General features: G+C 65.2%; 29 protein-coding genes and 2 tRNA genes. 13 read left to right on the top strand and 18 right to left on the bottom strand.

Going from position 1 to position 25,216, the window contains the following annotated elements; all coding sequences use genetic code 11:
- Positions 1 to 13: 13 nt before the first annotated feature.
- Entirely contained in the window at positions 14 to 841 is an 828-nt protein-coding gene (gene rlmB / locus GGD67_RS17210) for a 23S rRNA (guanosine(2251)-2'-O)-methyltransferase RlmB (protein WP_179734393.1), read from the bottom strand.
- A gap of 206 nt (positions 842 to 1,047) precedes the next feature.
- Here rlmB and GGD67_RS17205 point away from each other — a divergent pair.
- A tRNA-Tyr gene (locus GGD67_RS17205) sits at positions 1,048 to 1,133 on the top strand.
- A gap of 212 nt (positions 1,134 to 1,345) precedes the next feature.
- On the opposite strand, the gene GGD67_RS17200 is transcribed toward GGD67_RS17205, so the two are convergent.
- Both GGD67_RS17200 and GGD67_RS17195 read right to left on the bottom strand, forming a co-directional pair.
- A complete protein-coding gene (locus GGD67_RS17200; RefSeq protein ID WP_018322186.1) occupies positions 1,346 to 1,837 on the bottom strand; it encodes a hypothetical protein in 492 nt (163 codons plus the stop codon).
- A gap of 43 nt (positions 1,838 to 1,880) precedes the next feature.
- Entirely contained in the window at positions 1,881 to 2,366 is a 486-nt protein-coding gene (locus tag GGD67_RS17195) for a hypothetical protein (RefSeq protein ID WP_179734391.1), read from the bottom strand.
- Between the two features lie 282 nt (positions 2,367 to 2,648).
- Between GGD67_RS17195 and GGD67_RS17190 the strand changes: the two genes are divergently transcribed.
- Entirely contained in the window at positions 2,649 to 3,143 is a 495-nt protein-coding gene (locus GGD67_RS17190) for a hypothetical protein (RefSeq protein WP_179734389.1), read from the top strand.
- Between the two features lie 164 nt (positions 3,144 to 3,307).
- Positions 3,308 to 3,382 (top strand) — tRNA-Thr (locus tag GGD67_RS17185).
- Positions 3,383 to 3,400: 18 nt separating this feature from the next.
- Here the strand turns inward: GGD67_RS17185 and GGD67_RS17180 are convergent.
- The 4 genes from GGD67_RS17180 to GGD67_RS17165 all read right to left on the bottom strand — a co-directional run bounded on the left by GGD67_RS17180 (position 3,401) and on the right by GGD67_RS17165 (position 8,589).
- Positions 3,401 to 3,814, bottom strand: coding sequence for a GFA family protein (locus GGD67_RS17180; protein ID WP_179734387.1), 414 nt, complete (start codon positions 3,812 to 3,814; stop codon positions 3,401 to 3,403).
- Between the two features lie 236 nt (positions 3,815 to 4,050).
- Positions 4,051 to 5,883, bottom strand: coding sequence for a PQQ-binding-like beta-propeller repeat protein (locus GGD67_RS17175; RefSeq protein WP_179734384.1), 1,833 nt, complete (start codon positions 5,881 to 5,883; stop codon positions 4,051 to 4,053).
- Positions 5,884 to 5,982: 99 nt separating this feature from the next.
- Positions 5,983 to 6,696 carry a class I SAM-dependent methyltransferase gene (locus GGD67_RS17170; RefSeq protein WP_179734382.1) on the bottom strand — a complete coding sequence of 238 codons (714 nt, stop codon included), beginning with the start codon at positions 6,694 to 6,696 and terminating at the stop codon, positions 5,983 to 5,985.
- A gap of 195 nt (positions 6,697 to 6,891) precedes the next feature.
- Positions 6,892 to 8,589, bottom strand: coding sequence for a methyl-accepting chemotaxis protein (locus GGD67_RS17165; RefSeq protein WP_179734379.1), 1,698 nt, complete (start codon positions 8,587 to 8,589; stop codon positions 6,892 to 6,894).
- Positions 8,590 to 8,835: 246 nt separating this feature from the next.
- On the opposite strand from GGD67_RS17165, the gene GGD67_RS17160 reads away from it, so the two are divergent.
- Positions 8,836 to 9,036, top strand: coding sequence for a hypothetical protein (locus tag GGD67_RS17160; protein ID WP_179734377.1), 201 nt, complete (start codon positions 8,836 to 8,838; stop codon positions 9,034 to 9,036).
- Positions 9,037 to 9,039: 3 nt separating this feature from the next.
- Here GGD67_RS17160 and GGD67_RS17155 read toward each other — a convergent pair whose 3' ends face one another.
- A complete protein-coding gene (locus GGD67_RS17155) occupies positions 9,040 to 9,306 on the bottom strand; it encodes a hypothetical protein (protein ID WP_179733901.1) in 267 nt (88 codons plus the stop codon).
- Between GGD67_RS17155 and GGD67_RS17150 the strand changes: the two genes are divergently transcribed.
- Together GGD67_RS17150 and GGD67_RS17145 are read left to right on the top strand one after the other, a co-directional pair.
- On the top strand, positions 9,305 to 9,673 hold the full coding sequence (locus GGD67_RS17150; protein WP_179734375.1) for a hypothetical protein: 369 nt from the start codon (positions 9,305 to 9,307) through the stop codon (positions 9,671 to 9,673). The genes GGD67_RS17155 and GGD67_RS17150 overlap by 2 nt on opposite strands.
- A 305-nt stretch (positions 9,674 to 9,978) precedes the next feature.
- Positions 9,979 to 10,233 carry a hypothetical protein gene (locus GGD67_RS17145; RefSeq protein WP_018322174.1) on the top strand — a complete coding sequence of 85 codons (255 nt, stop codon included), beginning with the start codon at positions 9,979 to 9,981 and terminating at the stop codon, positions 10,231 to 10,233.
- 27 nt (positions 10,234 to 10,260) lie between these two features.
- Here the strand turns inward: GGD67_RS17145 and GGD67_RS39945 are convergent, their stop codons facing one another.
- From GGD67_RS39945 to GGD67_RS17125, 4 genes are all read right to left on the bottom strand, one after another.
- The gene (locus GGD67_RS39945; protein WP_018322173.1) at positions 10,261 to 10,503 is read right to left on the bottom strand and encodes a DUF6719 family protein; all 243 of its coding nucleotides are present in this window, start codon (positions 10,501 to 10,503) and stop codon (positions 10,261 to 10,263) included.
- 250 nt (positions 10,504 to 10,753) lie between these two features.
- Complete coding sequence (locus tag GGD67_RS17135; RefSeq protein ID WP_026202698.1) at positions 10,754 to 11,461, bottom strand: outer membrane protein; 708 nt, start codon at positions 11,459 to 11,461, stop codon at positions 10,754 to 10,756.
- 286 nt (positions 11,462 to 11,747) lie between these two features.
- Positions 11,748 to 12,182, bottom strand: coding sequence for a hypothetical protein (locus GGD67_RS17130; RefSeq protein WP_018322171.1), 435 nt, complete (start codon positions 12,180 to 12,182; stop codon positions 11,748 to 11,750).
- A gap of 209 nt (positions 12,183 to 12,391) precedes the next feature.
- On the bottom strand, positions 12,392 to 12,799 hold the full coding sequence (locus GGD67_RS17125) for a His-rich protein BRANT (protein ID WP_179734372.1): 408 nt from the start codon (positions 12,797 to 12,799) through the stop codon (positions 12,392 to 12,394).
- Between the two features lie 250 nt (positions 12,800 to 13,049).
- Here GGD67_RS17125 and GGD67_RS17120 point away from each other — a divergent pair, with 250 nt between their 5' ends.
- Positions 13,050 to 13,592 carry a tetratricopeptide repeat protein gene (locus tag GGD67_RS17120; protein ID WP_179734370.1) on the top strand — a complete coding sequence of 181 codons (543 nt, stop codon included), beginning with the start codon at positions 13,050 to 13,052 and terminating at the stop codon, positions 13,590 to 13,592.
- A 108-nt stretch (positions 13,593 to 13,700) separates the two neighbouring features.
- Positions 13,701 to 15,083, top strand: a complete 1,383-nt coding sequence (locus GGD67_RS17115) for a serine hydrolase (protein ID WP_179734369.1) — start codon at positions 13,701 to 13,703, stop codon at positions 15,081 to 15,083.
- Positions 15,084 to 15,134: 51 nt separating this feature from the next.
- On the opposite strand, the gene GGD67_RS17110 is transcribed toward GGD67_RS17115, so the two are convergent.
- On the bottom strand, positions 15,135 to 16,703 hold the full coding sequence (locus GGD67_RS17110) for a S10 family peptidase (protein WP_179734366.1): 1,569 nt from the start codon (positions 16,701 to 16,703) through the stop codon (positions 15,135 to 15,137).
- A 249-nt stretch (positions 16,704 to 16,952) separates the two neighbouring features.
- Here GGD67_RS17110 and GGD67_RS17105 point away from each other — a divergent pair, with 249 nt between their 5' ends.
- From GGD67_RS17105 to GGD67_RS17095, 3 genes are all read left to right on the top strand, one after another.
- Positions 16,953 to 17,732, top strand: a complete 780-nt coding sequence (locus GGD67_RS17105; protein ID WP_018322166.1) for an NAD kinase — start codon at positions 16,953 to 16,955, stop codon at positions 17,730 to 17,732.
- Positions 17,733 to 17,830: 98 nt separating this feature from the next.
- Positions 17,831 to 18,376: a response regulator gene (locus GGD67_RS17100; RefSeq protein WP_008549760.1), complete on the top strand. Its 546-nt coding sequence runs from the start codon at positions 17,831 to 17,833 to the stop codon at positions 18,374 to 18,376.
- A 28-nt stretch (positions 18,377 to 18,404) separates the two neighbouring features.
- Complete coding sequence (locus GGD67_RS17095) at positions 18,405 to 18,983, top strand: Hpt domain-containing protein (RefSeq protein WP_179734365.1); 579 nt, start codon at positions 18,405 to 18,407, stop codon at positions 18,981 to 18,983.
- Positions 18,984 to 19,137: 154 nt separating this feature from the next.
- Here the strand turns inward: GGD67_RS17095 and GGD67_RS17090 are convergent, their stop codons facing one another.
- From GGD67_RS17090 to folE, 4 genes are all read right to left on the bottom strand, one after another.
- Entirely contained in the window at positions 19,138 to 20,313 is a 1,176-nt protein-coding gene (locus tag GGD67_RS17090; RefSeq protein ID WP_179734362.1) for a DUF2336 domain-containing protein, read from the bottom strand.
- A gap of 165 nt (positions 20,314 to 20,478) precedes the next feature.
- The gene (locus GGD67_RS17085; protein WP_246784426.1) at positions 20,479 to 21,516 is read right to left on the bottom strand and encodes a lytic transglycosylase domain-containing protein; all 1,038 of its coding nucleotides are present in this window, start codon (positions 21,514 to 21,516) and stop codon (positions 20,479 to 20,481) included.
- A gap of 220 nt (positions 21,517 to 21,736) precedes the next feature.
- Positions 21,737 to 22,159, bottom strand: a complete 423-nt coding sequence (gene hisI / locus GGD67_RS17080) for a phosphoribosyl-AMP cyclohydrolase (protein ID WP_092260358.1) — start codon at positions 22,157 to 22,159, stop codon at positions 21,737 to 21,739.
- 83 nt (positions 22,160 to 22,242) lie between these two features.
- Positions 22,243 to 22,935: a GTP cyclohydrolase I FolE gene (gene folE, locus GGD67_RS17075; RefSeq protein ID WP_018322161.1), complete on the bottom strand. Its 693-nt coding sequence runs from the start codon at positions 22,933 to 22,935 to the stop codon at positions 22,243 to 22,245.
- 235 nt (positions 22,936 to 23,170) lie between these two features.
- Between folE and GGD67_RS17070 the strand changes: the two genes are divergently transcribed.
- Entirely contained in the window at positions 23,171 to 23,626 is a 456-nt protein-coding gene (locus tag GGD67_RS17070; RefSeq protein WP_018322160.1) for an iron-sulfur cluster assembly scaffold protein, read from the top strand.
- 67 nt (positions 23,627 to 23,693) lie between these two features.
- Here GGD67_RS17070 and GGD67_RS17065 read toward each other — a convergent pair whose 3' ends face one another.
- Positions 23,694 to 24,593, bottom strand: a complete 900-nt coding sequence (locus GGD67_RS17065; protein ID WP_179734357.1) for a hypothetical protein — start codon at positions 24,591 to 24,593, stop codon at positions 23,694 to 23,696.
- 247 nt (positions 24,594 to 24,840) lie between these two features.
- On the opposite strand from GGD67_RS17065, the gene yidD reads away from it, so the two are divergent.
- Positions 24,841 to 25,179 (top strand): membrane protein insertion efficiency factor YidD, encoded by a 339-nt coding sequence (gene yidD, locus GGD67_RS17060; protein WP_179734355.1) that lies wholly within the window; start codon positions 24,841 to 24,843, stop codon positions 25,177 to 25,179.
- The last annotated feature ends 37 nt before the right edge of the window (positions 25,180 to 25,216 follow it).

Raw genomic sequence — 25,216 nt, 5'->3', positions numbered from 1 at the left:
TTGACGCGGCCGCCTACTTCATCAACCCGAGCCGGCTCGCGCCGACATAGAGCGAGAGCACGGCGGCGTTCGAGACGTTGAGGCTCTTGATCTCGCCGGGCATGTCGAGCCGCGCCACGACGCTGCAGGTCTCGCGGGTCAATTGCCGCAGCCCCTTGCCTTCGGCGCCGAGCACCAGCGCGAGCGGCTCACGCAGCGCGACGTCGCTGAGATCCGCGCTGCCTTCGCTGTCCAGCCCGACGGTCTGGAAGCCGATTTCGTTCAGGGTGGTCAGGGCGCGCGCGAGGTTCTGCACGGTCACCATTGGCACCAGCTCCAGCGCGCCGGAGGCGGCCTTGGCGAGCACGCCGGTGGCTTCCGGGCTGTGGCGCGCAGTGGTGACGATCGCCTTCACCGCGAACGCTGCGGCGGAGCGCAGGATCGCGCCGACATTGTGCGGGTCGGTGATCTGGTCGAGCACCAGCACCATGCCTTCTTGCTTCAAGCTCTCGATATCAGGCGAAGGCAGAGGATCGGCTTCCGCAAGCAGGCCCTGATGCACGGCATCGGGCGAGAGCAGACGGTCGATCTCCTGGGGCCGGACGATCTCGGGCGTGACGCGGGTCTCGATGTTCTCGTCCGCAAGTCGCTTCGCAGCGTTCTCGGTCAGCGTCAGCTTGCGGATCCGCCGCTCCGGGTTGGCCAGCGCCATGGTGACGGTGTGCCAGCCATAGAGGATGACCGGCCCGTCGGGGTGCGAATCGCGGTCGCGCCAGGCCGGCCGGCCGCCCGATTTCCCGGGCCTGTTGAAGGGCTTAGCCCCGCCGCGGGGACCCCTGGAGGTGAATTTTTTGTCCTTCATGGGCTCGCTTGTGTCACGGGTCCCGGAATATGGCAATTTGGGTGGCTTGGGAGGCGATTTTAGCTGTTCGCCTCGGTTGACTTTGCCCTACCGGATCGCCCATAACCGCGCCCGGTCGCGCCCCCATCCGGGCTGTCGCGGCCTTCACGTTCCATGGCCGTCTTCGGTCGCCGGCAAGGTCCGGCCCGATTGTGCTGCCGTCGAGCGGGGGAGTGTCCCGAGTGGCAAAGGGAGCTGACTGTAAATCAGCCGCCTCATGGCTTCGCAGGTTCGAGTCCTGCCTCCCCCACCAGCCTTCGCTCGCTTCGCGAGCTACGGCTCGGCAAGCCAATCCAGAACATCATTCAGCGAAGCGAGCGAAGGCTGCCACGCCGTAGCCGGCAGGCGTAGGCGGGCTGACAGCCCCGATCGATTCCAATCGCGACCACGCGCACGTCGCAAAAAAAACAAAACGCCCATCCGCATCGCGCGAACGGGCGTCTCGTTAGCTCAACCGATCAGGGATCAGTAGTAGCGGCGCAGCACGCGGTGGCCGCCGTAGTACGGCGCCGGCGCGTGGCGATGGGCGTAGCCGTAGCGCGGACCATGGCCGTAGTGCACGCGCGGCAGATAGCCGTAGCGCGGGCCGTAGCCGTAGCGATACGGACGGTAGTACGGGCGGTGATAGGGAGCCACGGCGGCGCGATAGCCGTAGCCATAATTGGCGGGCGCGACGACCGCGTCTTCACGGTAGGTCGGATACGGCGCGAACGCGCCCGGACCGGTGTAGGTCGGGCCCTGGTTGACGTAGTAGTACTGCGTGGTCGGCTCGGCGAGACGCTCATAGGCGCCATAGCCATAGCCGTATCCATAACCATAGCCGCCGCAGCCGGTGTTGCAGCCGGTATAGACCGGCGCAACCGGCGCGCAGCTGGTGAAGCCGCAGGCCGCAGCGGGCCCGGTGGCGGCGAACATCACGGCAGCCGCCGCAACCAGTCCCGAAATCATTTGACGCATTACTCTCTCCTGTTGATTTTCGTTTGTTGAATTTTGACGTTTCTTAACCCGGCGGCTTGCCGGGGACCTGGACATGCGGCCGCGGTCGCGGTGGCCGCGGACGATCGTTGATTTCAGGCGCGAGGATCACCGGCGGCGGATCGACGGGCACGTCCATCTGCGGCGGCAGCGGCGCCGATTGCGCGCCCCAGCTCTGGTGATAGCTCTCGGCGGGCTTCGGCAATTTGCGGTTCGCGGGCGGCTCGACCTCGAGCCGGCCGTAGCCGGGCCGCAGGCCCAGCGTCGGATAATAATGGCCGACGTCGGCAGGCTGCCGCTCGGCGATATAGCGCCCGCCATAGATAGTGGGCTGCACCTGCTGGTTCTTGCCCAGGCCCCAGACACCCTCGACCACGGCATAGGACGCGTCGATGTTGTTGATGATGATCGGCACGCCGGGCCGGCCGGGAACGACGATATCGAAGCCGCCATCGGCAAACGCCGTCGCGGGCAGTCCGATCAGAAAGGCAGCGAGCGCCACAACGCGCATGAGGGGGACCCCGGTTATGCGGCGGCAACCTATCCGATCGCGGCGCAGAGAGGGTTAAGGCCCGCTCACCAAATTCCGGTAAGCCTAATGTGTAAGGATTGCGCGCCACTCAAATGCTGCAAGGCGGACTAGCGAAGCATTAACGGCATGTGGCTTCGCCAAGCGGAACCGCGGCTGCTCACATCGGTTTGACCGCCGGTTGCGAGAAAATCCACCGGTTTCATCGGAACGTCCGGCGTCGCAAGCGTTTAGCCCCCGTCAACAAAATGGGAGCCAACAACCATGAACATCAAACTTCTTGGAGCGACGGCGATTGCGGCGACCATGCTGGCAGGCTCGGCCATGGCGCAGGCGGTCGTCAACGAACCCGGACGCTGCTCGGCGCAATTCCCCAACGCCAATTGCCAGAATCTCGGCCCCGGCAATCCCTACACCGATCGCGGATCGCGCCATCGCCGCGTGTCGTATCGTCAAACCAATTCCTACCGTCAGGCCAATGGCGACTGGAATAACGACTGGAACAGGGGCCGCACCGGTTTCTGGCCGACCGACGTTGCGGCCGGCGTAGCCGGCGCCGCGATCGGCACCGCGGGCGCGATTGCCAGCGCGCCGTTCCGCGCCTGGGACAATTCCTACGCCTACGACAATTCGTGGGACAACCGCGGCTGGGACAATCGTGGCTGGGACACCCGCACCTACGCCCAGCGTAACGGCTTCGTCTGCACGCCCGGCACCTGGTTCAAGGGCGCAGACGGCCGCCGGCACATCTGCCAATAAGGCGGTCTAGATCGATGCGAGAGATCAGGCGGCCTTCGGGCCGCCTGATTCATGTCTGCGGCCACGACGTTTCCGGTTGTGGCGCTTTCCGATCAAGTCTGGTATTGCGGCGCGCAACGGGTGGACACCCCGGCCCATGCCGGCCCTGCCCGCCTCCAGGCGTCGCCGGCTTAGCTCAGCGGTAGAGCAGCGGTTTTGTAAACCGAAGGTCGGGGGTTCAATCCCCTCAGCCGGCACCAGCGTCTGGCGTACAGCTCTCAGCTCGAACGCTTCGGCGCGCTACCTTGCTGGAAGTGCTCGGCACCTGACATCTCCACCCAGCCATGTTTCGACTGCTCGAACACCGATCTGATCGGCGGCGGAAAATCCGGATTTGCGATCGCGCCGACGGCGACGCCGATCATCGCCGGCAAATTCTCGGCCTGCCAATAGACCGTCGAGCCGCACTCGGGACAAAAATAGCTGCGGACCTTGCCGCCGCTTGCGGCTGTCCGGACGTACGGCTTTGGTGTCCCTGTAATGGTGACGGTCTCCACTGGATAGAAGGCGCCGACGCCGAACGGCGCGCCGGTTCGTCGCTGACAATCAACACAATGACAGGCGACGACGAGGCGCGATGGTCCCGGCAGCGACAGCGCGAGAGCACCGCAGCTGCATCTGGCATCGATCATCGAATTCTCTCCTCGTTCGTCGGGATGCAAGTTGAAAGGGAGGCGCCGATGACGAGGTTGACGAAGCAGCCCCGACCTGTGCCCCGGACGCAGTGCAGCGCCTCCTCGGCGATGCGCTGCAGAGCGGGGGCCCATCGCGCCGCATTCCTCCGTGCCGCTTTCTGGGTCCCGGCTCAGCGCCGCAACGCTGAAGGCGTTTGCAGCGCGTCCGGGACACGAGAGCGAACTCGTGACGCTCACTCCGTCCCCACCTCGAACGCCAGCAGCACGTTGCCGGCGACGCCGCTCCATTGGCCGTAGCCGGAATTGGTGTAAAGCATGCCGCCGGCGATGACCGGCCCGGGGCCGTCGATCGCGCCGCCATGGGCGGGGACGCCGTTCACGGCCTTGAAATCCTGCGCGGTGTCGAACTCCCAGAGCAGCTTGCCGTCGGTGGCATAGGCGCGCAGGAAGCCGCTGACGCCGCCGGAGAACACCACGCCCGGGATCAGGCTCACCGCTGCCGAGAGCGCGGGGCTGCATTTGGGGCGGTCGCCGCAGGCGACCGGCGGCACTTCCATGGCAATCTTGCCGCTGGCGAGGTCAAGTCCGAACAGGCCGCCGCCTTGCGTGGAATCGAGTTGCCGCGTGCCGTCACGCATGAAGTGCACGTCGGAGTTGGCGACATAGATGCGCTCACCGTCCGCGGCCGAGCCCCATTCGCTGCCGCCGAGCGCTCCGCCCTTCCCGATCCGGGTCTGCCACAGGATCTTGCCGCCGTCGTCGGGATCGAGCGCGTGCACGACGCCGGATTTCTGCGCGATGACGAGCACGCGTCTGCCGTCGCGCAAGGTCACGAGGATCGGCGACTGGCCGAAATCGTGATCGGGTCCGTGATCCTCGGGACAATTGGACTTGTCCGCAGTGAAGCACGCCACGACAAAGGCATCCTTCGGCGTCGCCTGCTGCTTCCAGAGCAGCTTCCCGGTCGCAAGCTCGAAAGCGAGGATCGCGTCGGCGGTTACCGCCGGCGGGTTCGAGTATGAATTGCTGGTTGCGACATAGACGGCGCCCCGCTTCGCATCGATCGTCGGTGCCGACCAGATCGCGGCGCCGGACGGACCGAACAGCTGCGTGCCCCTCGCACTCTTGCCGGTCGGATGCGGCACTTCCGGAATCGTATAGGCCTGCCAGACCAGCTTGCCGGTCACCGCGTCCAGCGCCACCACGCTGCCGCGGAAGGTGCAGCATTCGTAGCTGGCCTGCGAGCCCGCCGCTTCCTCGATCGAGGACACCGGCACATAGAGCACGCCGGAATGCAGCGTCGGCGCGCCGGTGATGCGCGCGGCGGCATGCTCCTCGACCTTCGTCTTCCAGATCAGCGCGCCGGTCAGCGCGTTCACGGCATAGGCGTTGGCGCGCAAATCGCCGAAGAAGATCGCGAACTGGTCGGAGCCAGGAAGCGGCGCAAAGCTGATCGCGGCGCGCACCGCCGCATCGATCGCCAGCGTCCACAGCGTGCAGCCACTGCGCGCGTCGAGCGCGTGCACCTTGCGATCGGTGCCGCCGATGAACAGCATTCCGCCCACGATGGTCGGCGGCGCAAACGACACCGAGGCGCCGGGGAATGCATAGGCCCATTTCAACCGCAGGCGCGGCACCTGTTCCGCCGTCAGCCCCGCCATGTCGGCGGGCTGGAATCGGCTGTTGTTGGTGTCGACGCCCCATCCGTTCCAGCGCGGACCGTCGAGGGCTTGCGGAAAACCGCTGGCCTGCTGCGTACAACGACCTTCCGCGTCGGCCGCAACGCCGCCGGTCGCGATCTTGCCGGTGACGAAGGACGCTATCGCGCGGCGTTCCGCGTCGCTGCGATCCTTTGCCATCGCCGCCATGCTGCCGGAGGTCAACGCCGCCAGCACATGGTCGAACGACATCGCCTGTAGGGCGCCGCGGCCCGGCACGCGGGTCTGCACATCGCCGTCGTGGCATTGCGCGCAATGCGCGGCATAGAGCGCGGCCCCCTCCTGCTGGGCCAGCGCCGGCGCGCTGCACCAGATCAACAACGCGGCCAGGACAGCACGTGCTCTCATGGTGGGCTCCGGCAGGTCATCGCGATACGAGATCGCTCCACAACCCAAAGTCTATCGCCGGGGCGATCACTGATGCAATGGACGTTCCGCCCGCAGCTGTCACACATCCGTGGCCGTGCGGACGCGACCCGGCAACTCATCCAGCCGCCAGAGCCCGAGGCTCTTGTCGCGCCAGCCGCCATCGCCCTCCTCACAGCGCTCGTCGATCAATTCGCGCGGCGCCGGCCAGTCGAACGGCGCCTTCGTCATATTGAGGGCGCGCCAGTCGCCATCCTCGCAATCGCGGTTTTCCTCCCACTCCGGAAACGTCGTGGCGAGCAGGAATTGCGCGCCGCTCTCGCGAAAGCGGGTGATCACGCGGGCAATGTTCTGAAAACTCAGATGCACCAGGCAGTCCCGGCACAGGATCAGATCGGCGCGCGGCAATGCATCGCACGTGATATCGGCCACCAGGAATCGGCCGGACAATTCGCCGCGCACCGCACGCGCGTTGTTGGTCTCGATCAGCGACCGCACGATGTCGATGCCGATGTAATCGAGATCGAGATTGAGGCGGCCGATCCAGCCGGCATCGCCGCAGGGCGCATCGAGCAGCGAGCGCGCGCCGAGCCGTTGCAGCAACGAAGGAAGCGCCTCCCGGATCGCGGCGGTGGCCGAGTCCTCCGAGCCGAGGCCCGACACCGAGTCGGGAGCGCCCCAAAGGTTCGTCCGCTCGATCCGTTCGAACCGCGCGGCGAGATCTAGTCCCGAGAAATTGTCGCGGTCGGCGACGAAGCGTTCGTGGGCGAGCACGGGAGGACGATTGGAGATCATGGGATCGGACTCAAGGTCGAGATTCCGGTGCAAACACGCTATACTCGCGTCCGATGCGCTCCACCACCCCGACAGAGAAGGCCAGGATCGCCGCTGGCGCGGTGACGGCCGTCGTCATGACGGCCGTGCTGCTCGTGTTCGTGCTCGCTTGTCTGCTGGCGCTCTAAGACGCGCGACGGACGGATGCCGACGGACTTACGCCGTGCGCACCGTCCGCAGGAATTTCCCGACCTCGTCCTTCAGCCGGTTGCTGTCGCTCGCCAGCATCTTGGCGGTCGAGAGCACCTGCGAGGAGGCCGAGCCGGTCTCGGCCGCGCCGCGCTGCACGTCGGTGATGTTCGTGGAGACCTGCTGGGTGCCGTGAGCGGCCTGCTGGACGTTGCGCGAGATCTCCTGGGTCGCGGCACCCTGCTCCTCGACGGCCGCGGCAATGGTCGAAGACACCTCCGACAGCCGCTCGATGGTCATCGAGATATCGCGGATCGCGTTGACGGATTCCTGGGTCGCGGTCTGAATGCCGGAGATCTGCTGGCTGATCTCGCCGGTCGCCTTCGCGGTCTGCTCGGCCAGCGTCTTCACCTCAGAAGCGACGACCGCGAAACCGCGGCCGGCCTCGCCCGCCCGCGCCGCTTCGATCGTGGCGTTCAGTGCCAAAAGGTTGGTCTGGCCGGCAATGGTGTTGATGAGCTCGACGACGTCGCCGATCCGCGTCGCGGCAACCGAGAGCTCGCTGACCCGCTCCGTCGTGGTGCGGGCCTGGGCGACGGCTTCGCCCGCCATTCGCGCGGATTCCTGCACCTGCCGGCTGATCTCGTTGACCGAGGAGGACAGCTCCTCCGTGGCGGTCGCGACCGACTGTACGTTGCCGGTGGCTTCGCCGGACGCGACTGCGACGACCGAGGTCAGCTCCTGCGCGCGCTGCGCGGTGGTCGCCAGCGTCGAGGACGATGCTTCGAGCTCGGTGGAGGCGGATCCGACCGTGTCGATGATTTCGCCGACTGCACGTTCAAAGCCGTCGGCGAGGTTGACCATGTCGCGGCGGCGTTGCTCGGCAGCCTGCTTCTCGGCTTCGAGCTGTGCAGCCTTGAGGCGCTCGACTTCCAGTGCATTGGTCTTGAACACTTCGACCGTCTTGGCCATATCGCCGATCTCGTCGCGCCGGTCCTTCTCGGGCACCTCGGTCTTGAGATCGTTGCGGGCAAGTCCCTCCATGGCGAGCTTGAGCCGGGCGATCGGCTGCGACATCGCCTTGAGGCCGATGAACAGCGCGATCGCAATTCCCAGGATCAGGCCGCCGGCGCTGACGCCGATCACGGTCCAGGTCGCGGCGTGAGCGTCGCGGTTGATGGCGTCCTTTCGCTTGGCCACAGCCTGACCGGTTTCGGTCGTGAATTTGGCGATGCGCAGCAGGGCCGCATCGATCAGGGGATCGCACTCCTTGTGCGCGCGCTCGGCTGCCCTGGCATTTTCTTCCGTGCTGCTGGCCTGTGAGCCGGCCTGGAGCACCGGATCGCAGCCGATGAAAGCGGCTTTCAACTGGTCGCCGATGCTCTTCAGCTCGCCGGCACGCGATGGATCGTCCTGCTCGGCTGCATCGAGGAATTGACGGATTTCGTCGCGGTTCTGGGTCGCGGTCTTGAGGCGTTTGGCATTGCCCGCCTCAGTTGCCTCGGTGAACACCGCATAGAGCGCCGCGTGGTAGGTCTCGGCGCGGCGCTGGGCGCGGGTGAGGTTGAGAGAGGAAGATTGCGCGGCGGAGAGCTCGCCGAAACCGTCGACGGTCGCGGAAAGTTCGCGCACGCCAAAGGCCGCGACGGCGATCATCGCACACCCCATCACGGTCACGATCAACGCGACCTTCCAGACGATCTTCAGATTGTTCAAAAGGCTCATTTGTGCCGTCCAATGATGGTGCTGCCGGCGATAATCCCAGCACCGTGCATTGGAACCGGCGGATGTTAAGATTTAACCTCAATCCGCCCGGGTATTCTTACGCAAAAATAACCCTTCTGCGCTCCGGCGTAAGCCTGGCGTAAGCTTCGGCCCGTTTTCGGTCGCGCGATCGGCATCGCCAGCCCGGAACCGAGCCTCCGCGTCAGCCGTTGTCGACCTATGCGGATCAGGGAAGAAAACCGAAATATGTTTCTGCTGGCGACGGTGGCGTTGTGCTGTGTCGCCGTGGCCGGGACATTGACGTTGTTGGAGCCGATGCTTTCGCCGTCCCCCGAAAAGCGGGTCGCGGAGACAGCCATGATCGACGTCACCCGGACACCGGTTCAGACACCGGTCCGGGTGGTTGGCGCACCGTTCGAGCCCAACATCAATCCGCGCCAGCGATAGCGCTCACCTCGGCGACGCCTGCGTGCCCTCCTCGGGCCGGCCATGCGCACGCGCCAATTCCTCGACGAACGCGATCACCTCCGCCCGCTTGTCGGGCGGTAGCGACAGGAACGCGCGGATGAGCCTCAGGCCCTCCACTTCGTCCGACCGTTCTTTTCCGGAATCCATCCGCCTAATGTCGGGTGACCGGGAAAAATATGCAATCCCCTGTTTACCGCCTTGATTCGGCGCAGCCGCTTTGCTGGAATGGGGCCGGCTGAGGTGGATCATGAAATGGATCGCGGAACGCGACGCACTGATCGCGCAGACACTGGCCTTCGTCCAATCGGTAACTGGCAGAAAGGATGACGTCCTTCAGCCGGACGGGACCTCGGTTGCCACGACCGTCGCGGTCGAAATCGTTGCCGTGAAGGCCGCCACCGTCGAGATCGAGCTGGCGCAAGCCCCGGTACCACCCACGCCTCTGCCGCCACCGCGGGCGATCGGTGATTTCCGCACCGAGATGCAGGCCCGCATCGCCAATTTCCGCAAGCATCAGGAGCGGTTCGAGCGCGAGCGCGAGGAATATTGTGCCGAAACCCTGACCAGATTGCGCGCCGCCATCCACGACGCCCCGGCCCCACCGGCCAGAAAATAAGGCCCCCCTCCCGTCAGTGGGGCCTACAGCCAGGACCACACCAGCCAAAGATTGGCCGCGCAGGCGCCGAATAACGCCAGCGTCAGCGGCAGGAGCATGTGCCCGCAGGAGGTCTTCAGGTCGCTCGTCATGGCGGAAAACATCCGCTGATTCCGCCAAACGAGTCCCAAGGATTCTTTTTTTCCCGATTCAGGACTCGTTAAGGACTCAGGGGCCCCGGCAGCCCGATCACGGCCCCGTGATCGCCTGCCCCCCGGAACCGCCGGCCCATGAGGTCGTTAATGCGCTTTCCGGGAGCGGGAAGAATGCCCTACGCCTTGTTCTGCAACGACGCCCAGATCAGCAAGGCCTATCCGAGTGAATCCGACGTCTGGAAACTCGCGTATCGGAGCGGCCTGGTCGTCGACGTCAGCGCCGACGAGGACCGTCCTGGGCCACGCCGGGTGCTCGACAACGACTACGAGATCAAGCCCTGCCGGGTCGCGCAGGGTGAGGACCCCGCGCGAAACAAGGCCGAGGCCGACCGCCAGTCGAAAATGGAGCTCGAGCTGAATCCGTGAGATCTGGCGGCGGAGGCCGCCAAGCGATCAGGGCGTTGCGGTTGCCAGCGAGGCCTGCTCACCAGCCAGCGCCACGCAGGCCTTGCGGCGATGCAGCCCGCGGATCGCGCCGGTGACCTTGAGCACCTTGCCCGACGGGCAGGACGCGTCCTTGACGAAAGCCACCTCGTAAGGTGCCAGCATCAAAGGCTCTGATTTGAGGATTGTCTGTGCAGAGCACGGCAGGCAGATAAAGCACGAGAGCACCACCGCCGACACCAAGATACGCATGTCCGTCGTCCCACCAGCCCGGTAATTCTCATATAACGCTTTCCGGAGCGCGAGTTCCGTAAGCGGCAAAAATTATTTTTGCTTTACCCAAGTCCCATGACGCGCGTGAGAAGGCGCCCGCCGGAGTGTTTTCCAGCAAATGACGCGCCAGATGGTTCATGCAAAGCAAACATGGGGCCGACAGGCAAGAGGCTGACAAACGAAAGGCCGGCGGGAAGCCGGCCTTTCCAGAGCGTGGTCGCGGTGAGGGTCAGTAGCGCGAGGCTGCCGGACCGCCCCAGCCGAAGCGGTAGTTCACACCGACCTTGACGGTATGCTCGTCCTCCCGGCCGCGAACGCCGACGATGTCGGCCGGACCGGAGGTGAAGGTGGTGCTGCCGAAATTGTAGTACTGGTACTCGGCCTTGGCCGACCAGCTCGGCGCGAACATGTATTCGAGGCCGGCGCCGACGGTGTAGCCGTCCTTGCTGTTGCCGGTGGTGGTGAACCCCTGCGGCACCCCTGCGACATTGACGCCCAGGCCGCCATTGCGCCAGGCGTAACCGCCCTTGGCGTAGAGCAGCGCCGGACCCCAAGTGTAGCCGACACGGCCGGTCACCGACCCGAGCTGGTCGGTGTTGGAGGTCACCTGCGTGCCCAGCGGGAACGTGACACCGTTGTTGTTGGTCGGCAGCCAGGAATACTGGGCCTCGATACCCACCACCCAGTTGGGCGCGAACTGGTAGTCGAAGCCGCCTTGCACGCCGCCGAGGAAGCGGGCGTCGCTGGACTGGAAGCTGCTGTCGCCGGCAAACGCACCGCCGACATGGCCGCCGATGTAGAAACCGGTCCAGTTATAAATCAGCTGCGGCGGCGTATAGGCCGGGGCCTTGGCGTAGGTGCGCGGCTGCATGTCCGCGGCTGCCGCCGGCGCGGCCAGCGCAAGCAGAGCAGCTGCACCCAGCAAAATCGATTTCATGATCATCCCCGTTCTTTCATTTACGACACTCAGGAAACAACGTGGCGTGAATTGGGTTGCTTCGCGGCGATGCCGGAACGTTGATCGCTCGTGACTGTGACGGAGGGGCAACAACGCGATTTTGTTCCGTCCCGTCGTCCTGCACCGACTATTCTTGTCGTCTGCGCAGCACCTGCCGTAACAATTTGTCGCGAGGTCAAACCAACCCGTTCAAAGCTCGCCGAAATGTGATCCGCGGCTCCGGCAGTTATCGTTCTAGCACCCGGCGATGAAGACGGGCTTTGCGCTACCGCGTCATCTTTTCGAGTTCCGGAAAGGGTACGTAAACCGCGCCGGCGCAGAGCTCGCTCGTGCGGTCGACGACGCGGTCCGCGCGTCCGTTGACGAAGATCACAGCGCGTTCCCGCATGGCCTTGTAGCTGCCATCGGTCTCGCGCGGGGTGAAGTGCAGGCAGCTCACATAGAACTGCCGGCCGCCGACCTCGCGCTGGACCGGCTCGGCCATGCTGGCCTCACGCACGCCGACCGGGTTGTTCAGATAGGTGCGCATCAGTGCCGGAATGTCGCCGCGGAAATTGTCCGGAAACGGCTGCGGCCCTCCGGCCTGGGTCCCACCGATGATGGTTGGACGATCACCGTCGCTGCCGAAACATGCCGCGAGCGCCAGCGGCAACAACAGGACCGATGCCAAGCTTGCCGCACGTTTCGCCAATCGCCCCACAGATCCCGCTCCCGCTCGAACAGACTAAGGGGACGTTCTAGCCGCAAGGTCGCTCAAAGGGAATTCGCGTCCCCGGGCTTTGCGACGCACGCACCGTCCCGCCGCCGGCGTCTTTCGCTTTCGCGCAAGGCGCCGAGACGACGGGCCGGGCCTGACGTCCTGACGCGGCGGCGGGGCAATGCGGGATGCCGCCGCGAGAGGATCAGTCGTTAGCTGCGCTTCTCGGTGGTTGCCGGCTTGGTCAGGTCCGGCTGCGCCTTCAGCGATTTCTTCGCCGACAGATGCTTGTGGTGATGGCGATGGGAGCGCACGGTCTTGTGCTCGTCGGGCGTGACCGCTGCGTTGGCATTCAGCGCCTTCGACTTGCTATCCACCTTGGCGTCCGCCTTGACGTCGGCGGGCTTGACGTCGCCGGCCTTCGCGTCGGTCTTGGCATCGACCGCCTTGGCATCGGCCTTGATGCCGGTGTCCGGTTTCGCGGCGGTGGTCGAGGCCTTGGTCTGGCTCTGGTCCGCCTTGATCACCGGGGCCGTAGTGGTCTTGCCGGCCTCGGCAGCGAAGGCCGGGGCTGCAATCACGGAAGCTGCGAGCAAGGCTGCGGAAATCGTCTTCAGCATGGTGGTCTCCTCTTGGAAGGATCTTGAGGCGGCGCCCTCTCGCCTACCCTTCGATCGTGGGTGGGAGCCTAGGAGCGGCGCGCTGAACCCTGTCTGAAGCCCCCTGCAGGCTTCCGTTCATCTGGATGACAAGTTTGTCATCCGCGCCCTGGCGAATAGATCGTGCGGAGCGGGAATGTTTTCGCCAGACGGGTGTTCCGGTCTTCGGGCAATCGTGTAGGATCGCCACGTTCCATACGGGAGAATTTAGATGCGCAAACTCTCAATGCTTGTCGTGCCGGGATTGGTCGCCATGTCGCTGGCGACCGCGCCGGTGCTGTCCAGCGCCTATGCCGCCGGCAGTGACGAGCCCTCGCCGCCGCCGAAGTCGGACTCCTCGTCCAAGAAGGGCAAGAAGAAGAGCTCTTCGGTCAGCGATCCCAAATTCCTCGCCGCCTATCGCACCGCCTATACCGCGATCTACGACAACCACGACTACACCGGCGCGATCGATCAGTTGAAGTCGCTCAAGCGCGACGACGTCGCCGACGTCGCCAACCTGATCGGCTACTCCTATCGCAAGCTCGGCGACTACCAGTCGTCGAAGATCTATTACGAGCTGGCGCTGAAGGACGATCCGAACCACGTCCGCACCTGGCAGTATTACGGCCTCTGGCAGCTCGAGCAGGGCAATCGCGAACAGGCGCAGTATCATCTGAACAAGATCGCCTCGCTCGCCGGCACCGACAGCTCCGAGTATCGCTCGCTCGCCACGGCGCTCGACAAGCCGACCGGCGCGACGCTGGTCTACTAAGGCAATCGCATTCTTCGAACGCAGCGAACGGGCACAACCTTTCGGTTGTGCCCGTTCGGCTTTCTCGGTTAGCCTCTCGCATCGATTTTCCCACTAAATTGGTGTGCAATGGACCCGTGGCTGCGATCCGCGATCGACTACATCGGCTCCTGGATCGAATTCCAACTGACGACAATCCAGCAGCCAGGCGTCATCATCGCATTCGCCCATCGCGGCGAGATCGTCGCCGAGCATGCGTTCGGCCTCGCCAATCTCGACACCGGCGAGAAGCTCACCCCGCGCCACCGCTTCCGTATCGCCTCCCATTCCAAGACCTTCACCTCGGCCGGCATCATGAAGCTGCGCGAGCAGCGCAAGCTCCGGCTCGACGATCCGGTCGGCCAATATGTCGGCGGGCTGCATCCGCGCGTCGCCGAGACCACGATCGCGCAGGTGCTCTCGCACAGCGCCGGATTGACGCGCGACGGCGCCGATTCCGGACAGTTCATCGACCGCCGATCCTATCTCAACGCGAAAGAGTTGCTCGCGGAATTGAAGCTGCCGACCGCGATCGAGCCCGGCACCCGCTTCAAATATTCCAATCACGGCTTTGGCCTGCTCGGCCTCGTCATCGAGGCGGTGACCAAGCATCCCTACTCAGCCTGGATCAAGCGCGAGATCGTCGAGCCTGCGGGCCTGCGCGCAACTGAGCCGGACGCGCCGCTGCCCAAAGGCGCGTCGTTCGCGCGCGGCCATACGCGAAAGCTGCCATTCGGCGAGCGATGCGTGATCCCCGGCGACAATCCCGCACAGGCGATGGCTTCGGCCGCAGGCTTCGTTGCCACCGCCGGCGACACCGCGCGCTTCTTCGCGCAGCTTGCGCCCAATGCGAAGAAGAGCGTGCTCTCGCTCGCGAGCCGCCGCGAGATGACGCGACACCATTGGCGCATCCCGCAGAGCTTCGAGGGCTATTACGGGCTCGGCGTCAACGCCGGCAAGACCGACGGCTGGGACTGGTTCGGCCATGGCGGTGGCTTTCAGGGCTACATCTCCCGGACCTGCGCCATCCCCGCTTGCGAGCTCACGATCAGCATCCTCAGCAACTCCATCGACGGCGCGGCGCCGTTCTGGATGGACGGCGCGATGCAGATCTTGCGCGTGTTCAAGACGCGCGGCACGGCCGACCGGCGCCTGCGCGACTGGACCGGCCGCTGGTGGACGATCTGGGGCGCGAGCGACCTCGTGCCGATAGGCAACCGCGTGCTCGTCGCCAATCCGCAATTCAACAATCCGTTCATGGATGCCGCCGAGATCGAGGTCACCGGCCGCGACACCGGCAAGCTCGCCTGGGCTGCGGGCTATTCCAGTCATGGCGAGCCGGTGCGCCGGATCCGCGACAAGCGCGGCAGGATCAGCGAGGTCTGGATCGCCGGCGCCAACGTCAAGCCCGCAGGCGTCGTCGCGAAGGAGATCGCGCGCCGCTATCCGCCGCGCAAACGGAGGCCTCTTTAATCGGAGCATGATCCTATCGGAAAACCGCTATACACTTTTCCGGATCATGCTCTATTCCCTGATCAGCGCCTCGACCTCGCTGCGAAACGCCTGCCGCGAGCCGCCATGCGAATAGAACATGTGGCCGCCGGGATAGACGACGAACTTCACGCGCTGCGTTGCGAAGGCCGGCATCTGATCGAGCACCCGCTTCGTTCCGAAATAGGGCGTGGCAAGGTCGAACAGGCCGTGCGCGACCAGCACGTTCAGTTTCGCGTCGGTGGCGAGGATCTGGCGCAGCTCGGATACCGATTGCGGCGGGTTGATGCCACGGCCGAAATCCCAGTGACCTTCCACACTGCCGTTCAGGACTTCATAGGAGCCGTCGGGCCGCCAGTTGAGCTTGCGCGTGAGGACATCGACCGCGGCGCTCGTCAGCGGCGCCTGGAGTGCGTCGCCCGAGGGGTCGCCGAACCGCGAGCTGCTCGAATCCGGATAGGGATCGAAGCCGCGCACGGAGGCGTCGTAACGTCCCGTCACCTTTCCGTTCTTGCGGTCGAATTCGCGACGGAATTCACCGACGTCGAAACGGCCGGCGAGCCGGCGGCTCACCGCCTGGTCGATGCCGGTAAGCGCGGCGACCTTGTCGGCAAGACGATTGGTGGCCTCCTTGTCCGCCTCGCCCTTGACGAGGTCGGCCAGGAATTCGCCGCGCGCGTAGGCCTCGACGTCGGCGAGATCGGCGCGCTTGACCGGCCCTTTTGCCTCGCGCGCCACCGCCACATAGCTCGGCAACGTCGCGACATATTGCAGGAGGCTGGTGCCGGTGAATTCGCGGAAATCCAAGAGCGGCGACACCAGGATCAAGCCCTTGACGCCGACGCCGTGCTGGAGCTGCAACTGGCGCACGACCTTCGGCCCGCGAATGCCGCCATAGCTCTCGCCCGCGACGTATTTCGGCGAGGTCAGGCGGTCGTGCTTCTCGAGCCAGCGGCGGATCACCAGCGCGATCGCGTTGACGTCGCCGTCGACGGAGTAGAACGATTTTCGCGCGTCCTCGCCGCTCGCGATGAAGCGGCTGTAGCCCGTGCTGACGGGATCGATGAAGACGAGATCGGTGAAGTCGAGCCAGGTCTCCGCGTTCGGCTTCACCTCGGGCGAGGCCGAGGGCGACAGCGCTTCGCCGTCGAGCGGCAGCCGCCATGGACCGGCCGCGCCGAACTGGAGCCACGCCGAGGACGCGCCGGGCCCGCCATTGAACAGGAACGTGACCGGGCGCGTGGCGCGGTCGGCGCCGTCGAGCTGGTAGGAGGTATAGGCGATGTCGGCCAGCGGCTCGCCCTTGCCGTCGAACACGCGGATGGAGCCGGCGGTCGCGGCGAAATTGAGGGTGCGGCCGGGCAGATCCAGCGTCTGCTTCGTGGTCGAATCCGCGGGGAGACGGTGTGGCTCGGCCGCGGACGGCGAGGCCTGCGTCGCGCTTTGCGGATTGGCGGCGCGCCCACCCTTCTGTGCCGCTGGCGATGCCGCCTCGGAGCGCGGCTGCGGCGGATCATCCGCGCGCGCGACACTCGCGAGCGCGGCCGCGGACACGGCCAGCGCGAGCCCGGTTCGTCGCAGCGTCGGCAAGATCGTGAACATGATCGTTCTCCCTGCCCGGCTGTCACGGCCGGTGCGCATCAAAGCTAGCGCGGAATTGCGACGCTTTGCGGGATCACCGGCCCGATGGGCAAGTAAGGCGCCCGGGACGGCTCAAATCAACCCGTTTTGTTCTCCGGATCGACAATCGCCCGTTTGCCTTGAGACCCGGTCATCCTCGACAATGCAGGGCCACCTCGTATAGACGAGCCCGGCGGAACTTCCTCCAGCCAGCGGCCTGCCTGACAAGCCATGACCAAGCCCCAGCGATACGAACGCATCGCCTTCGTCGCCAGCCCGAGCAGCGAGGCGCAGACCGCCTTCAGCCAGCTCACCAGGGACTATGGCAATTGCGACCCCAGGGAGGCCGACGTCGTGGTCGCGCTGGGGGGCGACGGGCTGATGCTCCAGACGCTGCACCAGAACATGCGCACGGGAAAGCCGATCTACGGCATGCATCGCGGCACCGTCGGCTTCCTGATGAACGAATACGCGACGCACGATCTGCGCACGCGGCTCGAGACGGCGCATGAATCCGAGATCAATCCGCTCCTGATGCGTGCAACCGACGTCAATGACCGCGTCCATTTGCACCACGCCATCAACGAGGTCTACCTGTTCCGGCAGACCTCGCAGGCGGCGCGCCTGCGGATCCTGATCGACGAGCGCGAGCGCATGCCCGAGCTGATCGCCGACGGCATCATCGTGGCAACGCCGGCCGGCTCGACGGCCTACAATCTGTCGGCGCAGGGACCGATCCTGCCGATCAACGCCGCCCTTCTGGCACTGACCCCGATCAGCGCCTTCCGCCCGCGCCGCTGGCGCGGTGCCCTGCTGCCCAACACCGCCTATGTCGTGATCGAGGTGCTGGAGGACGACAAGCGTCCGGTCGCGGCCGTCGCCGACCATGAGGAGGTCCGCAGGGTCCGGCGCGTCGAGGTCCTGTCCGACAAGAGCATCTCGATGCGCATGCTGTTCGACCCCGGCCACAGCCTGGAAGAACGCATTTTGCGCGAGCAGTTCGGCTACTGAGCCCCTGCCCCCGCACGCTGCGGGAGCCCGGTCGCAACCCTTCGTTAACCCTCGCCACGATATGGTTAACGAAGGTTGACCGCTTTGGCCCGGGCGTCATGTTCCGTATCGACTTCAACAAGCTGCGCTTCCTCGTCTGCGACGACAATCCGCACATGCGCCGCATCCTGCGGACGCTGCTGCATTCCTTCGGCGCGCGCGAGGTCTATGAGGCCGAGGACGGCGCCACCGCGCTCGAAATGTACAGCCATTACGTGCCTGACATCGTCATCACCGACTGGGCGATGCCGATCTTCGACGGGCTCGAGCTGGCGCAGATGATCCGGCAGCCGGAATCCAAGGGCAACCCTTACGCGCCGATCATCATGCTGACCGGCCATTCCGAGAAGCGCCGCGTCACCGTGGCGCGCGATGCCGGCGTCACCGAATTCCTGGCCAAGCCGATCTCGGCCAAGGGGCTCTATCAGCGCATCCTCAACGTGGTCGCCAATCCCCGCCCCTTCATCAAGACCAAGACCTATTTCGGGCCGGACCGGCGCCGCAACACCAATTCCGCCTATATGGGTCCCGAGCGCCGCGTCGGCGAGAAGCACGAGGTGCTCCAGCAGCCCTCGCTGCTCGACAAGGCCCGCTCATCCATCTAGCGCAACGCCTTCAGACGAGGCAGGCATCATGGCGAAGAACAGCGCAAAGGACATCGAGATCACGGCCTTCGCCACGCATCAGATCATCACGCAGCCCAACCCGCTGCGGAAAGTCCTGCGCCGGGTCGAAGACAAGGACATGGACGATCCGATCGGCCGCGCCGAGCAGGCGCTCGCGGGCCTGTCCGGCGAATTCAAGGATTGGATGACGACCGAGGTCAACCGTCTCTCGGCCGCCTATGTCGCCATCCGTAATGACGGCTTCACCAAGGAGCGGCGCGACGAGCTGTTCCGCGCCGCGCATGACATCAAGGGCGACGCCGCGACCTTCGGCTATCCGGCCGCGGCCGGAATCGCGGAGAGCCTGTGCCGCGTCATCGAGCACGCGCCTGATCTGGAAAAGGTGCCGGCCGAATTGTTCACGCACCACATCAACGCCATCCTCGCCATCGTGCACGAGAACACCAGGCTCGACAGCATCAGCGTCTCCGCCGAGCTCAGCCGCCGCCTGCGCAAGGTCGCCGACGATTATCTCACCCAGGTCAACCGCGACCGCCCCGAGCATCTCGAGGTAATCCTCGCGCCGAGCATAGCGCCGGCGGAGTAAAGGCCCGTCTTTTTCATCTCGTGGGAGGCTGCTCCATCCGCACGGGCAGCATCTTAGGGTGGGCAAAGCGAAGCGTGCCCACGATTCATCTCGAATCATACTGATAGGTCGTGGGCATGGCGCTGTGCGCCTTTGCCCACCCTACGGCAGCTCGCTACGCGGCAATCAGATCGCCATACAGCGGATCGATCGTATCATCCGCGACCAGCTCGTCGCAGAACAGCCTTGCTTCCTCCCGCGCGGACTCCGTGGCGAAGCGGCGGAGCAGGACCATCAGCGGCTCGGTGACGCCGCGGTCGGTCTCGCAATGGGTGAGCACGCGCTCGACCATGCGCCGACGCAGCCGCACCGCTCCGTCGTCGCTGTCGACGAAGCCCTGCTCGTGGCAGGCATCGAGCGCGACCTGGAACGCCGCGAACGTCGCCTCGGGAAGCCCGGCGCGGCGCAGCAGCGCGTGCAGGCTGTTGCCGCCGCGGTCGTGCAACAGCGCGGTGACGCGCGCCAGCGGCAGGTCGGCAAGCTCGGCCAGCGCCGCGTCGAAGAGGTCGAGATTGCTCGACAACAGCGCCCGCAGGACGAGGCCCGCCGTGAGCTGGCCGGTGACGCGCAGGTGCCGCACCAGGCCCTGCATGTCCTCGCCGCGCGAGCGCGATGCGATGTTCATGGTGGAGCGGTCGCGCGCCTCGAGCGCGATGCGTTCGGCGCGGTCGGCGCTGAGCCAGTTCCGCGCCACGACGAATTGCGCCAGCGTCTCGGAGAGCTTCGCCACCAGCGCGGCACGCGTTGCGGACGGCAGATCGTCCAGCACCAGCATCGCCTCGCGGATCGCGGCGAGATGGCCGTGGCGCTCGGCGATGCGATCCCAGGAGAATGGTGCAAGCTCGGCGTTGGGATTTTCGATCAGCTCCAGCGCGGCCGCCGCGCAGCCGACTTCGGCGATGGCGGCGCAGACCGAGACCGGCAGCGCGATGCGGCGCGCGACCGCGCATTGCACCTCGTCATTGCCGGTCGCGACGATGTCGACGAGATCGGCGTCGATCAGCAGCGGGGAATGTTCGAGCACGGGCAGCGCGACGGTCGGCTGGTCCGCCGACAGCGCCCGCACGATCGAGGCCGGCGCATCCGTGCTGCGCGCAAAAGCCTCGGCCATCGCCTGCCGCACCAGCGGCGAGGGATCGTCGAGCTGCATCAGAAGCGCGCCTTCGGCGGCGAGGCGGTCGTCGGTCGAAAGATCTGATATCAGCCAGGCCCGGGCCAACGCCCGTGTTGCCTCGGCCCGCTCGCCGGCGGGCGCCGTCCTGATCCAATTGATAAACTGCCGAACAATCATGCTGCTTCCGGCTTACACAACAAACGAAAATGGTGACGGCTCGTCACCTGCAACACAAAATAAACCACGACGCTTAACAAAGCGTTCACCATAACTGGCTGGTTTTATTGACGTTTTGTTAAGGGAACAGAGGCGCTGCAGCGCGTCCGGGACACGAGAGCGGGGTCAGCTCGAGAACGTGCCGCTGCGATCGCTGAACAGATCGAGCGGCTGCGGCGGACGCACATCCGGCGTCGCGGATGCAACTGAGGTCGCTGGTGCGACCGACGTGAGCGAGGCGTTGTTGCCCCACAATTTCTGCACTGTGGTCGAGACCGGCTGCGTGGCATCGCCGGGCTGATAGATCGAACGAAACACCGGCGCGGTCGGGGCATTGTCCGCAACCGTCGTCGGCGATGTCGCACTGACGGGCGTCACCGCGCGTGTGTTCGGGAAGGTCTGGAGATAGGCGGCGTTGTCGATAACAGGCGCGGTGGGCTGCACGCCGCTCGCGCTCGCAACCTCGGTGGTCGACGGCGTGCCGCCGTACATCGCCATCGCGCTGCGGGTCGTTTTCGAATTGGCCGCGCTGGCATAGCGCGCGTCCAGCACCGAATAGACTTCGGAGACGCTGCGGGCGCGGCCGTCTTTGGCGTAGAAGATCGAGCGGTTGGCGGATGCCGCATTGGGAAACAGCCGCGCGCCGACCGCTTGCGGATTGTCCTCGGCATTGGCGATCAGTTTCGCGGCGCCGCCGACGCCCATGAAATGCGCCATGTAGAGTTCGCTGTCGCTCGGCCTGCGCCCAAGCAGGCCCGTCAACTTGAAACTATTCGACTGCGTCAGCGCCGCCGCCATGCTGGAGGCGGCCTCGGGATCGTCGCGCAGCTGCATGATCGACCGCTTCATCGCGGGATCGTCGACGGCGTAGCCGCCCGACGTCGTCCTGGAGATCGCGTTGGCATAATTGCCATAGCCGAGCTGGGGGCCCGCCTCCTTCACCGTGCCGAGCCAGGTCTGGTCGATGAACTGGTAGAGCCCGTGGGCGGACGACGTGGTGGCTCCCGCCGTCGGATCGAAATCCGATTCCATCTTGGCGGTGGTCAGCATGTACTGGAAGCTGACGCCTGAAACATTCGAGGCCTGCTTGATCGCACCGGCGACGCGCGCCCGCGACGGATCGAGAACCGCCGTCTGCGTGGCACTGGAATTGTCGACCGACATGATGAGGTGCCCGCCCCGCGCGGCGTTGAGCAGCGCCGGCAATTCGGCGCCCGTCGTCTCACCGTGGGACAGGTATGGTTAATGCGGGGTTAATTCGGGGGGCGACCCCTCTCCGAGTCATTCCGGGGCGCGCGCAGCGCGAACTATGGCGCGCAGTTGCGCACCTGAGAATCTCGAGATTCCGGGTTCGGCTCTTTGAGCCGCCCCGGAATGACGAAAGTCATTTCTTGTAGACCGCGTCCGGATCGAACAGCCGCTCCGCATCGGCGAAGACCAGCTTCGCCCCGCCGCCTTCGGCCTCGACCTTGCGATAAAAGCACGACCTTCGCCCGGTGTGGCAGGCAGCGCCGATCTGCTCGACACGGATCCAGACTGCGTCCTGGTCGCAATCGGTGCGCATCTCGATCACGCGCTGGGTCTGACCCGAGGTCTCACCTTTTCGCCACAAGGCATTGCGCGAGCGGCTGAAGTACCAGGCCTCGCCGGTCGCGATCGTCTTGCGGAGCGCCTCCTCGTTCATGTGCGCGACCATGAGCACGTCACCGGAGGCGACGTCGGTCGCGACGCAGGTCACGAGGCCGCTCGCGTCGAACTTGGGCAGGAAGGACAGGCCTTCCTCGATCTCATGGGAGTGGGCGGACACAGCGACCTCGCTAGAGCATGATCCGGAAAAGTGTGAAGCGGTTTTCCGAAAAGATCATGCTCAAACAACAGAGCTTTGCGAGGTCAGCGCTGCAGGCCTCGCACCAGGGACAGGAAACGGGCTTGCTCCGCCGGGTTGTCGCGGAACATGCCCGTGAAGCGGCTGGTGAAGGTGGAGGCGCCATGCTTGGCGACGCCGCGCACCGACATGCAGGTATGTTCGGCCTCGATCAGCACCGCGACGCCGCGCGGCTTGAGGACCTCGTCGATTGCAGCCGCGATCTGCGCCGTCAGATGCTCCTGGGTCTGGAGCCTGCGGGCGAAGATGTCGGTGAGGCGGGCGAGCTTGGACAGGCCGACAACACGTTCCACCGGCGTATAGGCGATGTGCGCCCTGCCGTAGAACGGCATCATGTGATGCTCGCATTGCGAGGTGAACTCGATGTCGCGCACCAGGACGAAATCGTCATAGCCCGCGGTCTCGCCAAAGGTGCGGTCGAGCACTTCGGCCGGGCATTGGTGATAGCCCTGATAGAGCTCGTCGAAAGCCTCGACCACGCGGCGCGGCGTGTCGAGCAGGCCCTCGCGCTCGGTGTTCTCGCCGATATAGGCGAGCAACGTCTTCACCGCCTGTTCGGCCTCGGCACGCGCCGGGCGCGGCTGGTCGGCGCGGACGGCGGCCGCGAGGAATTCGGCAGGGTCAAGCTCGGCCGGGCGGCTCTCGGGCTGCCGGTCGGAGGGCTTGTTGGGGCGGATGGATTTGATGGTCGCGTCCATGTCTACTCCGTTCGACGGCCTTTCGGCCGGAGTGTCACCGGCAGACGGGGCGGCATGCCGCCGGACGCCTGAAGAGAACAGTTGAACCCGGCGAAAAGGTCCTCACCTCTCCCGTCGGCCGCATGGCCTGTCGCCACCGCCGCTGGACTGTTTTTCCGCCAGTTCCGACCCTATATAGGACCGTGGACGGCGCCCGCCAAGGCCGATCCGATGCGGAAGTGCTGGACCCCATCACATGCTGAACGACATCTACAACAAGCGGATCATCGAATTGGCCGGGAATATTCCGCGCCTCGGACGGCTGCCGGACCCCGATGCCTCCGCCACCGCCCACTCCAAGCTGTGCGGCTCGACCGTGAAGGTCGATCTCAAGATGGAGGGCGACAGGGTCACCGACTTCGCCCATGACGTGAAGGCCTGCGCGCTCGGACAAGCCTCCTCATCCATCATGGCAAGTCGCATCGTCGGCTCGACTGCGAGCGAACTCCGTGAGTTACGCGAAACTGTTCGCAAGATGCTGAAGGAAAACGGTGCGCCTCCTGAAGGCAAATGGGAGGAGATCAAATTCCTCGAGCCGGTCCGCGACTACAAGGCGCGGCACGCCTCGACGCTCCTGACCTTCGATGCGGTGGTCGACGCCATTGGCCAGATCGAAGCCAAGGCCAAGCAGCCGGCTGCGGCGCAGGGCTGAACTTCCCTAGGTCATTCTGGGGCGTCGCCAAGCGACGAACCCGGAATCATGATCAAGATTTCAGAGCTTACTTCTGCGTCGCCGGAGCCGGCGCGGCCACGCCGCCGGTCGGCACCAGGGCTTCCGCCGTCTTGGTCGACTTGGCAGCTTGCGACTGCTCCGGTTCCGCGCCGAACCTCGCCTGCGTCTTCGGCGCAAGCTCCGCCATTGCCGGGGCGGAGATGTCCACATGCGGCAGCACGTCGGCGACGAGATCGGTGGTCACGAGATTGGTGAGCTTGAGCTCGCCGGCGTCCAGCTCATGCAGGTCTTCCCAGGGCGGCACGCTGAGCGCGAGCGACAGCAGATCGCCGGCTCCGCCCATGTCGAAGGTGTATTTGGCGAGCCGGCCGATGTCGCGTTCGACGATCATCAGGTCCTGCGCGCTGTAGCTCGCCGCCTTCGCATCGTCGGCGCGGTCGCCCATCCAGATCTGATGGACGCGGACATGGGCAGCTTCCGGCACGTAGCGCTTCTTGCCGGCCAGCAGCAGGAACACGCACATGGATTCGCAATAGGCCTCTGGCGCAACCGCCGGGCGGCCAGACTGCCCGCCGCGGAGACTTACGCCGACCGTGGTCAGGAGTCCGAGATTGCGGAAACGTCGGCCGAGGGTGATCGCGTCGTTGACGGAACCGCCGCTGGAATCGAGCACCACGGTGGCGCCGCCGAGCTGGCGTCCGCGGGAAAACTCCTCGAAATCCTTCGGTGTGTCAGCGGTGATGATGCCGACCGCGCTGACCCAGCCGCGGCAGTTCGGCTCGCAGGCAATCCAGTTGAACTTCATCGGCAGCTTGCGCTCTTCGAGAGCAACACCCGCGCGAGCCGATGACCCGAGTGTCGCGACGGCGCCAGCCAGCACGACTCCACAGACGGCGGTTCCCACCAGCAACCAGCCGCGAAGATTAAGGGAGTTCAGAAGTCTCAATCTGGTTCCTTCCCCAAGCCCCTAAGGTCCCCAACAATCCTTGGTAGCGCCCTCTGAGTCCATCATACAGGCGTATGTTTCTACACATGGACGTCACAAAAATGGTATCCGTGGGAATACAGATCGTCCACAGCTACTTGCTGCACTGCTCCCAAAAAGCACGCAAAATATGGCGCGCAAACAACAGCTTACAGTTCCCTGCGCCGGAACTGTGCAACACCTCGATCAACATTGCAGCAAAGCGCCCATGAAGCATTCAGCCTGCGAGCATTGTTCCAGTCCGGTCGAAGATGTGCTCCGGCTCCCGCGCAGATTCGGCCGTGCGCTGATCTGGCTCTACCGGCACACGCTGTCGCCCCTGGTTGGTTACAATTGCCGGCATCTGCCGACCTGCTCCGTCTATGGCGACGAGGCGATCGAACGCTTCGGTCTCTGGGCCGGCGGCTGGATGACGCTCGCGCGCCTGCTCCGCTGCAATCCGTTCGGCACGTCGGGCATCGACAATGTACCGCTCACCGCACCGCCAGGCGCACACTGGTATCTGCCCTGGCGCTACGGCCGTTGGCGCGGCGTCAATGCATCCTGAGAGTGCTGCGATGCTCTGAGCATCGGTGGCCTGAGGG

Origin of the sequence: Bradyrhizobium sp. IAR9 (assembly GCF_013408065.1) — a bacterium.
Lineage (GTDB): Bacteria > Pseudomonadota > Alphaproteobacteria > Rhizobiales > Xanthobacteraceae > Bradyrhizobium.
Note: the sequence above shows the minus strand (reverse complement) of the source record. Positions and strands in the feature narration are given on the sequence as shown.